We start from the raw sequence: 16042 nt of genomic DNA on the forward strand, positions 1-16042 counted from the left end.
TCGTCGCAAACCGCCAAAACCTTGAGGTACCTTGCAGGGTTTTAGAGTGGCTCGCAGGGGCCGGTGAACTGCTAACCATTACCGGCCCCTGCCACCTACTCTCACATGAAGGTTGCTTGTGCGCCTGAAGTTGGTATCAGCCTCCTCCAATCCGCCTCAGTTGCACCAAAAACGCCGTATGCCCCACCTGCTGAAACCTGGGGTGGGCAATGGGGGGGCGCACGTCCCACTCGCGGTGCAGCACTTCCAGGGTGCGCTCCACCCGATAGGGCAGGCGGTGGGCCTGAAGGTACTCCAGCAGGGTGACCACCTGGGTCAGGTTGGGCAGGTAGCAGGCCAGAAAGCGGTCGGGCTTGAGGGCCGGCGTCACGCTGGACAGCACTGTCCAGGGCTCCATCAGGTCGAGCGCCACCCCGTCGAAGGCGGCAGGGGGTAGCGGGGCCTGGGCCAGGTCGGCCTCGAGCCAGGTCACATTGCCCCAGTCTTCAAACTCACTCAGGTTGCGCCGGGCCCGGGCCTGGTGCCTGGGGCGGGCTTCAAAGCTCCACACCTGGCCCGTAGGCCCGACCGCCCGCGCCAGGTATAGGGTCAGGCCCCCGGAGCCCGACCCGGCCTCCAGCACCCACATGCCAGGGGCCAGGTCGAGCAGAAAACAGAGGGCGGCAGCATCCTTGGGGTAGGTGGGGGTGGCCTCGCGGGGCATGTGCAGCACGTAGTCTTCAAGGGTGGGGCGGTGGATGGTGAACGGTTCGCCCTGGGGGGTGGCGATGCGGGCGCCGGGGCCCGCCTGCACGATGGCCTCGTGATCCAGGGAGCCCCGGTGATAGTTGAACCGGCCCCCCTCCTGCAAGCGAAACAGGTAGGTGCGACCCCGCCGGTCTTGCAAGAGCACCCAGTCGCCGTAGGTCATGAAGCCTAGCCTAGTAAGGGGGTGGAGGTTTGTCAAAAACGTGAACCGTGAGAAGTATTTTTGCAGCGAAGGGCATATTTTGTATTCGGTAAACTTGGTTCATGGCGCTGAAGCACCAGCTGGCCTGGGTTATTGGTCTGTTGGCCTTTATTCCTAATCTGGTCATTGTGATTACCTTCTGGGTCTCGGCCCCTGGGCAACCCCTGGAAACTGCGCTTTTTTTGTTGGGTTGGGTGCTGGTGTTGGCCCTGATTGCAGCCGGGGTGGGCTATGTTCTGGCCAGTGCCCTCCTGCGTCCGGTGGATGAGCTGACCCGCAGCCTGTACTACCTGCGTGGGGCGGGCCGCACCTTGGCCGAGTTTTCGCTACCCTCGCCCCAACAGCGGCCCCCTGCCGAGATAAGGCAGCTGCGCGAGGGCTTTGAAGAGGTGTTGGATCACTTGCGGGAGTTGCTGGAAGCCCGCGAGGCCACCTATGCAGCCCTGACCCACGACCTCAAGACCCCCCTGCTGGCCAGCCTGCGGGCGCTGGAATATCTGGAAGAAGCCGATAAAATCGGGCCGGAAAAGCGCAAGGAAATGCTGCGCAACTTGCAAGAAGAGCTGAACCGTAGTTATTTGCTGGTGGAGAACCTGCTCACCGCCAGCCGCCTCGAGGCCCAGCGCATCCAGCCGGAAAACCTCAACCTGCGCTCGATTCTGGAGGACTTTCGCCTGCGCTACGCCCAACAAGCCCAAAAGCGGGGCCTGCACCTGGAGATAGAAGGGGCCGGGCAGGCCCGCGCCGAGCGGCTCTTGCTGGAGCGGGCCGTGGCCAACCTGACCGAGAATGCCCTGCGCCACGCTAGAAGCCGGGTGGTGCTCAGGGCGGGGGATGGCTGGCTCGAGGTCGAAGACGATGGGCCCGGCCTGCCTGATAGCCTGGAAACCCTCTCCCAACCTTTCCGCAGCCAGCGCCTGCGGGGGGTGCGGGCAGGCAGTGCGGGGCTCGGGCTTTATGTGGCCCGGCGGGTGGCCGAGGTGCACGGGGGGCGGCTGGAAAACTTGGCCACGCCGGGCCAGGGATGCCGGTTGCGTATTTTGGTTATGAGTGGCATCAGATAAACATGGAAGCCTTGAAGGGTATGTGCTGCCCTCGCTAGAGCGCGCTTCGCATACTTATAGCCATTCGAGTTGGAGAATGCCTGGTTCTGAACAGAACAGTGGCCGCCTGGAAACTCGAAAACATGCGTCTCGGCCCAGACGCAACGCAGACAAGCGTGCCTCACCGAGGTGAGGCACGTCTCTCTGTCCCTTCTCGTTTTCGTGGGCGGCCACGTCTGTGAAGAGCGCGATAAAAGCCCCCCTCCCGATGGGAGAGGGGCTGGGGCAAAAGCTCAACCGATGCCCTCGGCTACTTCAATCCGCAGCAACGAGCGCACGTGCTCGAAGTGATTGACGATGGTGGCGACAGAGGAACCGGCAAACAAGAGTCCCAGGGCCAGATTGCCCCGCTCACTCAGCACCAGCGAACCGGAGTCACCGGGGGCCGAAAGGTTGGTGGTGACAATCTGGTCAATGAAGCGGGCCACCCGTCCACCCCCGAAGTTCACATCAATGGTCGCCCCCAAAACGGTAATGCGCCCGGTGGTCATATTGGTGGTGCGCCCGGTTTTCTTGACCCGCTGCCCCACCTGGGTTTTGGAACGGGGCTGCCAGCCCTGCACGTAGCCGTTCCAGTAAATCTCCCGATCGAGGTCGTGGAACTGGCCCTCCGCAATGGCCGCATCCACCAGGTTGCGGTGCTGAGCCCGGGGCACCGGAGGCTCGAAGGTGATGGGCACAAAGCGGCTGAGCCTGGCGATCAGGTCGGCGGGCAGGGTGCCTCCATCAAACACCCCCGGCTGGAGGATGGGGTCGCCCAGGCTGGCGTCATTGGAGTTAGCCAGCACGTGGTTGTTGCTAAGGATGTAATAACGCGGTGGGATGCCCAGCCCGTGCGCCGGAGGGCTGACGGTCGCACCCGGCAAAAGGTCGTAGACGGCAGTAGCCATCGTACCGGCGGTGATTCTGAAATGCCCCACGCTGTAGCCGCCCTCAGCGGGCCGGATGCGCCGGGTGAGGGTCTGTACCCCCGGTTCCTCGGCATTGCCGGCGAAAACCTCGCCAATGGCCAGGACATCGGTCTGCATATCCCCCAGCTTGGCCGGAATCAGGTCGGCCCGGTTGAGCTGGCTGCGCTCCAGTTTCTGGCTGACCAGGACCACCAGGGCCGGCTCGCCGGTGGGCTCGCCGTTCTTCCACTTGACCCCCACACCCAGGCCCCGCACATTCAGGCGCATGGCCTCCGGCGCTAAAAAGCTGTCCTGCACTGCTTGCTTGGCCTTTTCTGCTTCGGCCTGGGCGCTGGCCGAAAGCAGGGCCTTGGTTTCGTTAATAGGCATACTGTCCCCCTGCAAATCAGAAATAGTCCTCTGCGAATGCCGACGTAATGAAGAATGTTTGAAGTGGCTTTGAACCGAGTGGCCTCGACACTGCACCGACCGAAGGAAAACCTTACTCCTGCGCCTGCACCGATCCCACTTCCCGCACGCGCACCGGCACCCCCTCGAGGTTCCTGGGCACCCGCTCGTGCGGCTGCAAGGCTGCCAGCGGTAGCTTTTGACGGACCAGCACCACCACCACCGCACGGCCCTGCTCTTCCCCCCGGCCCACCCCGACCACGTTGGGCAGGGTCATCAGGTGAGGGGTGTGTTTCTCGATGAGCGCTTGCAAGGTCTCCTCGGTCATACACCCTCCATTTCTCCTCGGGTTCTCTCGCGCGCAAAGAACCTGGGAAGGCTTTTCGGCACCCATGGTGAGCACCGTCAAACCAGCGTAACAGGGACGGCGTTACAAAAGCGTTACGTTCCGGTCTCATCCCCTGGCCCGCCCATGCCCCATCAAGACCATCCTGGTTCCAAACAACATGGATTTCCCCTGCAAGCGATTGCTCCCCTCGACAACGAAGGGGAGAATACGCAGGGCCAGGGGGTTTTATGCCCAGCCGTACAAGCAACTTTGGGGGTTGCATCAGTGCACAGTCGTAACGATACCCATACACGCTCACAGAAGAGTGATCGCCCTCAACCCCCTCCCTGCCGCGTAGGGCGGGTTGGACAGGGTTTATGCCAAGGCCCTCAATTCACATGATTGCATGAGGGGCCAGGTCAGCCACCCCACCTGGCCTCCTCTACAAGGTAGGGGAGGGACAGAGCGAGTCCAGATTATGACTTGATTCGCTCACCGTGCAGGTGGGGTTGTACGGGCTTGTATGCGACGCAGTCATCCGTCCTGAACCCTCAAAACCTACCCCCAAACCCCTGCTTCCCACTTCACCCTTCCTACCCTTGGCAAAGTGTTCGAGCAAAAAGGGGGATTTAGAGGATGGAGGCAATGCGCTCGAGGGCCTGGCGGATGTTGGCCTCGCTGGTGGCGTAGCTGAAGCGCACGTGGTGGGGGGCGGCAAAGTCGGTGCCGGGCACCACCGCGACCCGGGCTTCATTGAGCAGCTTGAGGGCGGCCTGGTTCTCGTCGGGGTCTATTTTAGACACATCGGAGAGCACGTAAAAAGCCCCATTGACCCGGGGGGTGGGCAGGCCCAGGGCGTTCAGCCCATCCACAATGATGTTTCTCCGGGCCCGATAGGCTTCGCGGGCCATGCCGATGAACTTTTGTGCCTCCTGCACGTTGTTCAGGGCTTCGACCATGGCCCACTGGGCGATGGTGTCGGGGCTGGTGGTGGACTGGCTGGAAACGTCAATAATGCCCTTGATAACGTCTTTGGGGCCGCCGGCGTAGCCGATGCGCCAGCCGGTCATGGCGTAGGCTTTGGCCGCGCCGTTGACGGTGATGGTGCGGTCGGGGGCCACGTGGGCCGGCGAGAAGTGTTCGCCCTCGTAGATGAGGTGCTCGTAAATTTCGTCGGACACGATATAAAGGTCGTGCTTGTTGGCCAGCTCGGCGATGGCCACCAAAACCTCTTTGGGGTAGACCGCCCCGGTGGGGTTGCCGGGCGAGTTGAGCACTATGGCCTTGGTACGGGGGCTAATTTTGTGTTCGACCTCGGCAGGGTCGGGGATGAAGCCCGACTCGGGGCCGGTGTTGACCTCCACCGGCACCCCCTCGGCAAAGCGGGCCATCTCGGGATAGCTGACCCAGTACGGCCCAATCACAATCACCTCGTCGCCCGGGTCGAGGATGGCCTGAAACAGGTTGAAGAGGGCCTGCTTGCCCCCAACCGTGACCACAGTCTGGTCGGGGGGAATCTCGAGGCCGTTTTCGCGCTTGAACTTGGTGCTGATGGCCTCGCGCAGCTCGGGGATGCCTGCCGGCGGGGCGTATTTGGTTTTGCCCGCAGCCATGGCCCGGGCCGCTGCATCCTTGACGAACTGGGGGGTATCGAAATCGGGCTCGCCAGCGGTCATGGCAATCAGGTCTACCCCCTGACGACGCAGCTCGAGGGCTTTGGCATTAACTGCCACCGTGGAGGAGGGCTTCATGGTTTTGACACGCTTGGACAGGCCACGCATACCAGTAGATTGTCCAGGGTTGGCGGGCGAGGGTCAAGTGCCACAGCCCCGCTACACCCGCTCGAGCCAGGGCTTCCCCGGCCCCTTCGGTCGCACCGGCCACTGTTGCCTTCGCATGTGGCGCCGCACCTGCTCAACCGCACGGGTCGCTTGTTCCACCCACTCGGCAGGATACAGCGGCGCCTTGGCGGCAAACTCCTCGAGGTCGAAGGTCTGGCAGTGGTGGTCGGCCCGGCACTTGAGGTCGATCTCGAGGTCGTACTGCCAGATGCGGCCCGGCTCAAAGCGCGGGGGGGTCTGGATGTTCCAGTAGTATTCCAGCACCCTTCCCTCGGCGTCCAGGTCGGGCCCCCCGGAGTACCAGCGCCCCACAAAAAAAGCCACATAGGCCTGGTGATCTACCCGCAGCACCCGGTTCTTGCTGACGTGGTGAAAGGCAAACCCCTGTGGCATATAGACCAGCACCCCCTCCTCGCGCAGCTCGCAGACCTGGGCCTCCCACCAGTAGTGCAGCGCCTCGGCGGGATACTTCCAGAATTCCACGCGCACTGTCTGGCCTACCCGGTAATGCTCCATAACCGACCCTCTCCAAGCCTGATCTTTCCTCAAAAACCAGCATGCATCCAGGGGGTCTGGTCCTTGCATCGCGCCCTTGACCGATGTGCTCGCCCATGAAAACGAAGAGGCGCCTGGGCTCAGACACATGTTACGCACTCGAGCCTGCGCCGGGCCCGGTTCACAGGTGCTTGGGTTGCGGGTTTCCAGGCCACCCCTGCGGCAGGGCACGGGTTTTGCTGGTTTAGAGCGCTCTTCACATATTTAGAGCCCTTCGACTAGTAAGAAAGCTTTGTCCTGGACAGAACAGGTGTCTGGACAGAGGTGCAAAGATTTCGTTGCCAGACCAGTAAGCACAGATATTTGGAGCTACGGGCTCGAGTTCATACCCACCACTCGAGCCTATCCTCCCCAAAGGCCAGCGGTGCAACCGCCGTACCCTTCTCGAAGTAGACGGGTTGGTAGTCCGGGGCACGGTAGACTTCTAGCTTTTCTTCCAGCAGATTCACAATCCAGATTTCGGGAATGCCCGATCGAATGTACAGGGGAAGCTTCACGGTGCGGTCGAAGACTAGCGTGGAGTCGCTCACCTCAATGACCAGCAGGATGTCGGCGGGGCCGGGTGGGCGGTCGTCGTAGCGCGATGCAGGGGGCACTGTGAGGATAAAGTCTGGCTCAGGCTCCGACCTGTCGTCGAGCTGGATTGGAACCTGGCAGAACATGTAGGTCTTATCCTTCAGCTAGGTGACAATCTCGTAGTTCAGGGCACCCATGTAGCGGCGGTGTTTGTGGCCCATCGGGGACACCATGTAGACCTCACCATTGATCAGCTCCACCCGCCCCTGCCCCAAAGCCCCCGCGGCATAGGCTTTGTGGTAGTCCTCGACGGTGAAACGGTGCTTCACCATGGCCTGAGTATAGCAAGCCTGGCCCGGCCACTTTGAAATTTTGATTGACTCGAGCTAAACTAACAAAAAACTAACGAGCGTTAGTTTGGTTTTGGGAGGAGAGATGCCAGTCAAGTACGGAGTACCCAGCGATCCCGACTACACCGAGCGCCTGGCCGAGTTCGAGGCCCGCATCAAGCGCGGCGAGAAAATTGAGCCCGGCGACTGGATGCCCGAGGAGTACCGCCGCCAGCTCATCCGGATGATCTCCCAGCACGCCCACTCCGAGGTGGTGGGCATGCTCCCGGAGGGGGCCTGGATTACCCGCGCCCCCACCCTCAAGCGCAAGATGATCCTGGTGGCCAAGGTGCAGGACGAGGCCGGACACGGCCAGTACCTCTACCACGCCGCCGAGACCCTGGGCGTGAGCCGTGAGGCCATGCTGGACGCCCTGCTCTCGGGCAAGGCCAAGTACTCCTCCATCTTCAACTACCCCACCCTGACCTGGGCCGACATCGGCACCATCGGCTGGCTGGTGGATGGGGCCGCCATCAAGAACCAGACCATGCTGGCAGCCTGCTCCTACGGCCCCTACAGCCGGGCCATGGTGCGCATCTGCGCCGAGGAGACCTTCCACCACAAGCAGGGCAAGGAGATGGTGCTGCTCTACGCCAAGGGCACCCCCAAGCAGCGACAGATGGCCCAGGACGCCATCAACCGCTGGTGGTGGCCGGCCCTGATGATGATGGGCCCCCACGACAAAGACAGCCCCAACACCGAGGTGCTGGTCCGCTGGGGCATCAAAACCAAAACCAACGACCAGGTGCGCCAGGAGTTCATCAACGAACACGCTCCGGAAATCCTGGAGGCGGGCCTTACGCTGCCCGACCCCGACCTGCGCTACGACGAGCAAACGGGCAACTGGCTGCATGGCCCCATCAACTGGGATGAGTTCTGGCAGGTGGTGGGGGGCAACGGCCCCATGAACAAAGAACGCCTGGAAGCCCGCCGCCGCGCCCACGCCGAAGGGGCCTGGGTGCGCGAGGCGCTGGAAGCCTACGCCGCCAAACAGCAGAAAACTGCGGTGGCCGTGTAGCCAGCAACCTGGCCGATACTCTGGAGGAGCAGTATGGACACCCAATGGCCCCGCTGGGAAGTCTTCAAGCAAGACACCCCGAGCAAACCCCACCAGGCGGTGGGCTCGGTACACGCCGCCGACCCCCAACACGCCTTGCTCACAGCCCGCAACATCTTTGCCCGCCGGCCCCAGGCAGTGAGCATGTGGGTGGCGCGGGCAGATGACATATTCTCCTGGACCAAAGAGGAAATCGCCGAGGGCCAGCTGAAAGCCGAAAGCCATGAGGCGCGGGGCCTTCAGCACCCGGCGAAGTACCTGGCCTTCCGCAAAACCAGCCACAAGCGCTCCATGACCTTTGTGGACTATGTGGGCGAGGTGGAGGCCACCACCCCTGAGGAAGCCCTGCGCAAAGCCCAGGCCACCTTTACCGATGCCGAAGCCCTGGCCTGGTGGCTGGTGCCGGCGGCCCGGGTTTTCAAAAGCGACCCCAGCCCACAAACCATTGAGAGCTGGTTTGCCCCGGCCAAAGACAAAACCTACAAGCAGCAGCAATACTACGCCACCATTGGTGCTCACGTGAGCAAGCACAAGGTGGGGCGGGGGGTGGAAGATGAGGCCTGAAGTACGCGAAGCCCTGATTGCCAAACTCACCGCGCTGGCCGACGACGAGGTGATCCTGGCCCACCGCAACAGCGAGTGGACGGGCCACGGCCCCATTCTGGAAGAGGACATTGCCCTGGCCAACATCGTGCAGGATGAGCTGGGCCACGCTACCCTCTGGTATGGCCTGCGCCAGGCGCTGGACGGCTCCGACCCCGACCGGCTGGCCTTTTTCCGCGACGCCTACGAGTACCGCAACTGCGAGCTGGTCGAGCTGCCCAAGGGGGACTGGGCCTTCACCATGCTGCGGCAGTTTCTCTTTGACCTCTACGAGACCCTGTGGCTCGAGGCCGCCCAGCACAGCACCTACCAACCGCTGGCCGAAGCGGTTCAAAAAATCATGCGCGAGGAGCGCTTCCACCTCCAGCACACCTACGCCTGGGTGGAGCGGCTGGGCCTGGGCACCGAGGAGTCCAACCGGCGCTTGCAGCAGGCCCTGGATATGCAGTGGGGCTACGCCCAGCAGCTTTTTGTGCCCATCCCTGGCGAGGAGCTTCTGGTGGCCGAGGGCATCGTGCCCGACCTCGCGCCCATCAAGGCGCGGTGGCTCGAGCTTGCCACCCGCCACCTGCAAAACTCCGGCCTCAAACTGCCCATCAACCCCGGCTACCAGCCCACCTCCCGCGCCGGCCACACCGAGCACCTGTGGAGCATCCTGGCCGAGATGCAGTCCACCGCCCGCTGGGACGCCGAGGCCAAGGTCTGGTGATATGACCACCCTGCCCAGCACTGAGGAAGTCTGGCAAGCGTTGGCCCGGATTCCCGACCCCGAGATTCCGGTGATTAACGTGGTCGAGATGGGCATCGTGCGGGACGTGCGGCTCGAGGGCCCCAAGGCCATCATCTCCATGACCCCCACCTTCTCGGGCTGCCCGGCCCTGCACCTGATTCGGGCGCAGCTGGAAGAAACCGCCCGCTCGCTGGGCTTTGCCGAGGTCGAGGTGAAAACCGTGCTCTCGCCGCCCTGGAGCACCGACTGGATTACCCCCGAAGCCAAGGAACGCCTGCGCCAGTACGGGATTGCACCCCCCAGGCCCACCCGCGAACGGGGTGCTTTGATCGAGCTCGAGGCCGCCCCCACCCGCTGCCCGCGCTGCGGCTCCTTTAACACCTCGGTCAAAAACACCTTTGGCCCCACCCTGTGCAAGGCCATCCACGTCTGCAACGACTGCAAAGAACCCTTCGAAAGCTTCAAAACGGTCTGAGCAACGCCAGCAAACCCTTTTTAGGTCAAAAATAACTACGTTCCTCCAATGCTTGGTATACAATTCAAATGCTTCAAAAAGCGGGCAGGAGGAATTTATGAAACGTCTAGCACTTCTCGGCAGTGTTCTGGCTCTGGCTTTTGTGGGTTGTGGACTGATTAGCAGCCCACCCATCGATAACCCCTTCGGGCTCGCAGGCCAGCAAACCCAGGTATCCCTTGGCCCCAACAGCCAGGCCACCGGCAACCTCAGCGTCAACGCGACCTTCAACGACGCCACCCTTAACCTCCCCGTAACCCCCACCGGCTTCAACTACAACCTGGCCGTCCAGAACGTCTCCTTTAGCGGTTGCCCCAGCACCCCACCCCAGACGGTGAGCGTCTCCATGAGCGTAACCGCCACCGTTTCGGACAACCCGTCTTCCGGGCCACGGTCGGCCACCGCCTCGGCCAACAACGTCCAGTTCACCCTCACCCAGTCCGGCAGTAGCTACACCGTGAGCAACCTCACGGGGGGCACCCTGAGCTTCTCCAACCTTCAAACCCTACTCGACATCCTGCAAAACGGCGGGCAAAACACCGCGAGCCTCTCGGGCACGGTTAACACCACCAGCAACCCCGACCTGGCGGGCTGCACCATGACCATCACCTGGGGCGGTGGGCAGGGCGTGCTCAAGTTCTAGCTGGTTAAACCGGAGCCCACTCCGCAAGGGGTGGGTTTTTTAGCGCTGGGGCAACTCGAAATAGCGCCGCATCAGGTCGCGCACCTCGGGGGGCAGGGGTTCGGACTCGAGGTACTTTTCAGCCTGGCGCTGCACATTTTGTGGGGGCTGGCCCGAAGGCCAGGGGCTGGGCAGGGGCATGGGCCTGCCCTGCCGGTTTTCACCCCGGCTGAGCGGGGCCTCACCTGCCGGGCGCTGCGGGTTGGCCGGAGGGCGCTGGGGAGGGCGGGCCTGTGCGCCCTGGGTTCCGGCGCCCCCCTGTTCACCGCCCCCTGGCTGGCCCTGGGCATTCGGCCCTGGGTTCTCTCGGGGAGCCTGGCCCTGGGCGGGTTGCTGGCCTGGCTGCGCGGCGCCAGGTTGGGGTGCTTGCAGTTGTCGGGGTTGAGAGGGCCGTCCTGACGAGCCCTGGGAACCAGACGCGGGCTGCCCCTGCGGGGTTTGTTCGGAAGCCGAACGGCCTGACTGGGGCGACGCCGCTTGTCCGGGTTGGGGGGGCTGTGCTTGTCCAGGCTGCGTAGGCTGTGCTTGTCCAGGTTGGCCAGGCTGTGCTTGTCCAGGTTGGGGGGGCTGTCCCGACGAACCGGGCTCCGAACCTTGAGAACCCAAGCCGGATTGCCCCTGCGGGGTTTGTTCCGAAGCCGAGCGGCCCGATTGGGAGGGGGCTGTTTGCCCGGGCTGGGCTGGCTGTGCTTGCCCAGGTTGGGCAGGCTGCGCTTGTCCGGGTTGGGATGTGGGCGGGTTTTGACCAGACTGGCCGGTCTGATTGGATTGGGGCTGGCCCGCCAGTGTGTTTTGCGATGGAGCGGAACCCTGGCCGTTTTGATTGGATACAGGCTCTTCTCGGCCTTGAGGGCTTTGGCCGGTTGAAGCGGAGCGGGCTGCGCCCTGGGTCTCTTCCCGACCCGCTGCCTCGCCTGCGCGTCCCTGCGTTTCCGGGCTGCGCGGGTCTACAGGCCTTTCCGAAGGATTGGCGGCTTCCGGGCCTTGCTGGCTTTGCGGCGCTTCTTCCGGGGACAGGGGTTGATTGGTTTGAGGGCTGGGGCTGGGTTGTGCCGGGTTGGTCGTCTGCGGTGAGGCGGGGCTGGAGGGGGTCGGGGCCTCCACCGGCGACGGCACAAAGGGCAAACGCAGCGGGGGCAAGACCCACGCCACGCTGACCAGGGCCAGATAGAGGGGTATAAAAACCCAGGGCAAGGCCGGAAGTCGGGCCTCGCGCAGGCTGGCCTCGGCCTCGGTTTGCAGCTGGCCTCGCCAGGGGTGGTTGGCGGGGGCCTCGAGCGCGCTGCGGTAGGCCAGGCCGTAGCGTCGGTCCAGGTCGGCCAGGGCTTTTGGCTCTTCCCAGCGCGTGGGGTATAGCAGCCCTGCGAGCGATAGCAGCGCCCAGGCCGGATGCACCAGCCAGGCCAGCGGAAGCAACAAAAGCGCCAGCCCAGCCGCCAGCCAGAGCCGCATCCGCCAGGCCCGCCTCGCCGCCCACACCCGGTGCATAGGCTCAGGGTAGCGGATGAGGCTCAGGACAGGTAGGGTTCAGTACACGATGCACGGGTACGAGGCTTTGCCCGCAACTGGGCATTGGCGTCGCTCTAGCAGTCTTGTTTGCAGCCTGGATGGCGTCATCCGACATACCACGACTCAAGTGTGCGGTCTAAAGCCGCTCCAGAACCTCTTCGGTCTGCTGAAAGTAGCCATCTTTGGGAATCAGCACATAGCCGCAGGCGGTTTGAGCGGGGTAATAGGGCATATCCAGGCGTAACTCCCGTGTCGCACCCTCGTAGCGGCGGATTTGCGCGGGGTTGAAGGCGGGCCGGGGCCGAAACTGCACAGCCTGCGAGATGCGCTCGAGGAGGAGCGCCAGATAGGCGGCAATTCCCCAGGTTCGGGCCGATTTCACAAAGGGTAGTGTAGTCGAAAAAGGCAGAGAAAGGATTAGGCAATGTCCAGGTGCAGTTGGGCCGCCCAGCCTTCGCCAAAGCCTTTGCCCACCGTGCCAATCGCCTGACCAGCGATTGCCATCAGTCAGCGCTGCGCCCATACCTGATGGTGGGCTTAGCGGCTCCAAACACCTAGCCCAGGGTGCCCGATCACCGCCAGATTGCCCCGGGAAGGCCCCGCGTTTTTCAGCACCGCCTCCACCTGCCCGTCGGTGAGGGCGTGCAGAGGTTGGCCCAGGTCGTTGTCTCCCCCGCTGGGGCAAATGAGGTCAATGCTGGTATGTAGCCCGTACTGGGTGGGATACCTCGGAACCATCTGCGCTCAGGCTGAAAGGCTGCTGGCAGAAAATCAAGGCCAAGCCAGATGGCTAATCCAGCCGCACGAACACCCGGCCCTGCTGGGCCCGTTTGACCACCCCGGCAAAGTCCCGTTCCAGGTCTTTGAAGCCGTACTCGGGTGGGAGGCCCCCTTCGGGCCGGGCCAGGGCCTGCACCTCACGCGGCTCGCTCACGCGGAAGGTAATCAGGTGGCTGGCCTGGCGGCGCACGCCGGGCTCGATGCCCCCGGTGGTCCCCTGGAGCATCTGGGCGATGAAGATGGCTGAGTCGCCCCTCGGCCAGTTCGGCAAACTCGCGCTTGCGGTTGACGATGATCAGATGCCGGTAGCGGCCCTCCACGCGGCGGATGATTTCGCGGGCCAGGATGCGTTTGCCTAAGCCCGACCTGCCCAAAATGAGGATCGGAAGGCCTGTCTACCAGCCATAGTCTCGCCAACGGCTTAAGAAACGCAAAGCCTCCGGCCCTTCTCGCCGGAGGGAGATGAAAAAGTTGGTGTCAAGAAGGGTTTTTTTGGGAATCTGCATTTTCGCGCTTCACCAAACGGAGAGGGTGACGGCGACCGGTAACACGCTCGATGGCGTCCACCATTTCTTTGGCCTGCGCGTCGGTAAGGGGTGGTAGCGAGCGAATGATGTCATATACCGCTTTGGCTTTTCTGGATTTGAAAACAATGCTCCCCACGCCTTCATGGTATTTCGGGTTTGGTGGCTTTACCACATCAGTGCGCCGGTGTCAAAAATTACCAGCTCACCGGCGTTGCTCTTGAACATACTCGAGCGTGGATTTGCCGGGTTTGAGCTTGATCGGTTTCGGTAAAACAGGTTTACCGGGTTTAGTTGGCTCAATAACGGCAAAATCATCCGGCCAGGTATTTTGTCTTTGGTCACCTCTGGCGCCACGCTTCATACCCCAATGGTATCACCGTTTGCCAGCTTGCCACACTTTCCACCCCGCCCAACCAGGCCAAAAGCGACCAGGGCCTGGGTGGTCTCGCACTGGGCGTTGCAGGAAGAGGCAGGGAGTCTAGATTGTGCTCGAGCAAGCGGGCGCGGTCGTGCGTGGGCCAGTCGTCCCAGCGCTCGGGTCGTTTCTTGCAAGGACAGGTCAACCAGGTTCGATAAGAAGCGTCAGATTTTGCCCTTTAGAGCGCTCATCACACATCATGAGCCATTCGGTTTGCAGAAAACTTTGCCCTGAACAGAGCAGTGGCCGTCTGGTAGCTCGAAACCCAAGCACCCGTACCTGGGTGCGGCACAGGCGTCTTGGCCCCGATGCGTCCTCGTTTCCACGGCCAAGTCTGCGAAGAGCGACTAGAACCCTAGTTCTTGCTCACCTTCCGGTTCAAAAAGTCCATCAGCACATACCGCCCGATGTTTCCCGGGGTGGTCAGGTAGGCCTTGCCCCGGGTAATTTGGGTCAGCTTCTTGACGAAAGCCAGGAGTTCGGGTTCCCGGGCCAGCATGAAGGTATGGATGGGAATGCCTTCCTTGCGGGCCAGGGTGGCTTCTTTGAGGGTCTCGGCCAAGATGACCGGGTCAAGGCCCCAGGCGTTTTTGTAAATCTGGCCCGAGGGCAGGGTGAGGGCGGAGGGCTTGCCGTCGGTAATCATGATGATTTGCTTCATCTCGCCGCTCATCTTGCGGAGCATCTTGCGGGCCAGCTTAAGCCCCTCGGCGGTGTTGGTGTGGTAGGGCCCGACCTGCACGGTGGGCAGCCTGCCCAGCGGCACTTCCTCAGCGCTGTCGTGGAATACCCCAAAGCGCACCTGGTCGCCGGGGTACTGGGTGCGAATCAGGTGGGCCAGGCCCAGGGCCACCCGCTTGGCCGGGGTGAAGCGGTCCTCGCCATAGAGAATCATGGAGTGGGAGCAGTCCAGCAGCACCACCGTGTTCATGGCCGCGGTGTACTCGGAAAGCTCGATGGTCAGGTCGCGTTCCTCGAGGTTGTCCAGCCCCTTCATCACCACCTGCTTGAGGGTCTCGCCGATATTGATGTTGGGCTGGTCGCCAAACTCGTAGGGCTTGGTCTCGCCGCTCGACTCCACCCCCGAGGCATAGTGGCGGGTAAGGTGGGCGCCGGGGGCGTTTTTCCCCAGCGAGCCCAGCAGGGTGCGCAGGCTTTTGAGGCCCAGAAAGTCCACCGATTTGTTGGTGAGCTCAAGGCGGGTCTCCTGCGATTCCCCCTGAAAACCCTGCCCCGTCTCGGACGGGTCGTTGCCCGGAAGGCGGATGAAGCCCTCGTCCTGCAAGCGCTGGATGAGCTTCTGGATTTCGCGGTAGAGCCGGGTTTCCTCCTTGCGGTTGGCGAAGCGGGCCTCGCGCAACCACTCCTCGGGGATGCGGTCTTGCTCTAAGAGGGCTTGCAGGAGGGCATCGTAGAGGTCTTCGGCGGTGGGGGCGCGGCTGGGGTCGGGCTGGTAGCGGTTGTAGGGGTCGGAAAAGCCCGAGTCCATCAGGAAATCCTGAATCATGTCCATCAGGTCGGCTCCGCTCAGGTCGTCGAAGCCGGGCTCGTATTTGGAGTATCGGACACGCATGGGTACTCCTTGGTCGTGGGCCTTAGTTCCCGCTGCCCCACCGTTCGCGCTCCCGCTCAACGGGGGCGCTGTAGCTCTCCTCGCCACGGGCAATCTTGCGGCGGCCCGCCAGGCCCTCCAAGATAAACTCCCCGGCGGCCACCAGGGCCTCGGGGCTGGTCTGGGGTTCCAGTTTTCGGGCAGCCGCCAGCAGGCCCGGCACTTTTTCCATCTCCTTCAGTACCGTTTTGGCGCTGCCCTCGGGCAGGGTCAGGAGGTTGCCGTCGGCGAAGTACTGCACGATTTCGTCCACCGGCAGGCCTCGAGCCCGTTCGCCATAGGCCAGACCAAAGGCCTTGAGCAAGAGGTCGCGGGCCACCCGCTCGGCCCCCTGGAGTTCGCCCTCGTATTCCAGCTCAATCTTGCCGGTGATGGCCGGCAGGGCCGCATACAGGTCGAGGGGCCGGGCGACCGGGCGCTCGCCGTGGCGCAAGGCCCGCCGTTCGGCGTTGGAGGCCACCAGCTCCAGCAGGCTGATCGAAAGGCGCTGCGAGACCCCCGAGGTCTTGTCCACCCGCTTGTCCTCACGCGCCACAAAGGCCACCGCCTCCGAGGCTTCGGCCACATAGGCCGGCACGTACATGCCCTCCTCGCGGGCCACCCAGGCTTCCTGCCGGGTGATGGCCAATCC

18 protein-coding genes and 2 pseudogenes are annotated in these 16042 nt (G+C 63.0%); 6 read left to right on the forward strand and 14 right to left on the reverse strand.

From position 1 onward, the window contains the following. Positions 1–136 precede the first annotated feature (136 nt). On the reverse strand, positions 137–910 hold the full coding sequence (locus NZN28_RS04450; protein ID WP_295395566.1) for a tRNA (adenine-N1)-methyltransferase: 774 nt from the start codon (positions 908–910) through the stop codon (positions 137–139). 101 nt (positions 911–1011) lie between these two features. Between NZN28_RS04450 and NZN28_RS04455 the strand changes: the two genes are divergently transcribed. Continuing rightward, on the forward strand, positions 1012–2013 hold the full coding sequence (locus tag NZN28_RS04455; RefSeq protein WP_295395567.1) for an ATP-binding protein: 1002 nt from the start codon (positions 1012–1014) through the stop codon (positions 2011–2013). A 272-nt stretch (positions 2014–2285) separates the two neighbouring features. Here NZN28_RS04455 and NZN28_RS04460 read toward each other — a convergent pair whose 3' ends face one another. The 6 genes from NZN28_RS04460 to NZN28_RS04485 all read right to left on the reverse strand — a co-directional run bounded on the left by NZN28_RS04460 (position 2286) and on the right by NZN28_RS04485 (position 6922). After that, entirely contained in the window at positions 2286–3332 is a 1047-nt protein-coding gene (locus NZN28_RS04460) for a hypothetical protein (RefSeq protein WP_295395568.1), read from the reverse strand. A gap of 112 nt (positions 3333–3444) precedes the next feature. Next, entirely contained in the window at positions 3445–3678 is a 234-nt protein-coding gene (locus NZN28_RS04465) for a hypothetical protein (RefSeq protein ID WP_295395569.1), read from the reverse strand. Positions 3679–4307: 629 nt separating this feature from the next. After that, on the reverse strand, positions 4308–5459 hold the full coding sequence (locus NZN28_RS04470; RefSeq protein WP_295395570.1) for a pyridoxal phosphate-dependent aminotransferase: 1152 nt from the start codon (positions 5457–5459) through the stop codon (positions 4308–4310). Between the two features lie 51 nt (positions 5460–5510). Beyond that, the gene (locus NZN28_RS04475) at positions 5511–6035 is read right to left on the reverse strand and encodes a DUF402 domain-containing protein (protein ID WP_295395571.1); all 525 of its coding nucleotides are present in this window, start codon (positions 6033–6035) and stop codon (positions 5511–5513) included. Between the two features lie 362 nt (positions 6036–6397). Then, on the reverse strand, positions 6398–6736 hold the full coding sequence (locus NZN28_RS04480; protein WP_295395572.1) for a Uma2 family endonuclease: 339 nt from the start codon (positions 6734–6736) through the stop codon (positions 6398–6400). Between the two features lie 18 nt (positions 6737–6754). Continuing rightward, positions 6755–6922 carry a hypothetical protein gene (locus NZN28_RS04485; protein WP_295395573.1) on the reverse strand — a complete coding sequence of 56 codons (168 nt, stop codon included), beginning with the start codon at positions 6920–6922 and terminating at the stop codon, positions 6755–6757. 103 nt (positions 6923–7025) lie between these two features. Between NZN28_RS04485 and paaA the strand changes: the two genes are divergently transcribed. The 5 genes and pseudogenes from paaA to NZN28_RS04510 all read left to right on the forward strand — a co-directional run bounded on the left by paaA (position 7026) and on the right by NZN28_RS04510 (position 10526). Then, positions 7026–7997, forward strand: a complete 972-nt coding sequence (paaA, locus tag NZN28_RS04490) for a 1,2-phenylacetyl-CoA epoxidase subunit PaaA (RefSeq protein WP_295395574.1) — start codon at positions 7026–7028, stop codon at positions 7995–7997. A gap of 33 nt (positions 7998–8030) precedes the next feature. Continuing rightward, positions 8031–8600: a phenylacetic acid degradation protein gene (locus NZN28_RS04495; RefSeq protein ID WP_295395575.1), complete on the forward strand. Its 570-nt coding sequence runs from the start codon at positions 8031–8033 to the stop codon at positions 8598–8600. Then, positions 8590–9348, forward strand: coding sequence for a 1,2-phenylacetyl-CoA epoxidase subunit PaaC (gene paaC / locus NZN28_RS04500; RefSeq protein ID WP_295395576.1), 759 nt, complete (start codon positions 8590–8592; stop codon positions 9346–9348). The genes NZN28_RS04495 and paaC overlap by 11 nt, the downstream gene beginning before the upstream one ends. 1 nt (position 9349) lies before the next feature. Further along, positions 9350–9844, forward strand: a pseudogene (paaD, locus tag NZN28_RS04505) (1,2-phenylacetyl-CoA epoxidase subunit PaaD); the annotation flags it as partial. A gap of 97 nt (positions 9845–9941) precedes the next feature. Continuing rightward, complete coding sequence (locus NZN28_RS04510) at positions 9942–10526, forward strand: hypothetical protein (protein ID WP_295395577.1); 585 nt, start codon at positions 9942–9944, stop codon at positions 10524–10526. Between the two features lie 39 nt (positions 10527–10565). Here the strand turns inward: NZN28_RS04510 and NZN28_RS04515 are convergent, their stop codons facing one another. The 7 genes and pseudogenes from NZN28_RS04515 to NZN28_RS04545 form a co-directional block, all read right to left on the reverse strand. Beyond that, positions 10566–12053: a hypothetical protein gene (locus NZN28_RS04515; RefSeq protein ID WP_295395578.1), complete on the reverse strand. Its 1488-nt coding sequence runs from the start codon at positions 12051–12053 to the stop codon at positions 10566–10568. Positions 12054–12210: 157 nt separating this feature from the next. After that, complete coding sequence (locus tag NZN28_RS04520) at positions 12211–12456, reverse strand: hypothetical protein (protein ID WP_295395579.1); 246 nt, start codon at positions 12454–12456, stop codon at positions 12211–12213. A gap of 155 nt (positions 12457–12611) precedes the next feature. Continuing rightward, positions 12612–12812 (reverse strand): hypothetical protein, encoded by a 201-nt coding sequence (locus NZN28_RS04525; protein ID WP_295395580.1) that lies wholly within the window; start codon positions 12810–12812, stop codon positions 12612–12614. 52 nt (positions 12813–12864) lie between these two features. Further along, positions 12865–13125 carry a hypothetical protein gene (locus NZN28_RS04530; protein ID WP_295395581.1) on the reverse strand — a complete coding sequence of 87 codons (261 nt, stop codon included), beginning with the start codon at positions 13123–13125 and terminating at the stop codon, positions 12865–12867. A gap of 458 nt (positions 13126–13583) precedes the next feature. Further along, positions 13584–13742 carry a hypothetical protein gene (locus NZN28_RS04535; RefSeq protein WP_295395583.1) on the reverse strand — a complete coding sequence of 53 codons (159 nt, stop codon included), beginning with the start codon at positions 13740–13742 and terminating at the stop codon, positions 13584–13586. 412 nt (positions 13743–14154) lie between these two features. Continuing rightward, positions 14155–15372 carry a hypothetical protein gene (locus NZN28_RS04540; RefSeq protein WP_295395585.1) on the reverse strand — a complete coding sequence of 406 codons (1218 nt, stop codon included), beginning with the start codon at positions 15370–15372 and terminating at the stop codon, positions 14155–14157. 22 nt (positions 15373–15394) lie between these two features. Further along, a pseudogene (locus NZN28_RS04545) lies at positions 15395–16042 on the reverse strand (magnesium chelatase); the annotation flags it as partial.

It is taken from the genome of Meiothermus sp. (genome assembly GCF_025056915.1).
In the GTDB taxonomy this organism is placed as follows: Bacteria; Deinococcota; Deinococci; order Deinococcales; family Thermaceae; genus Meiothermus.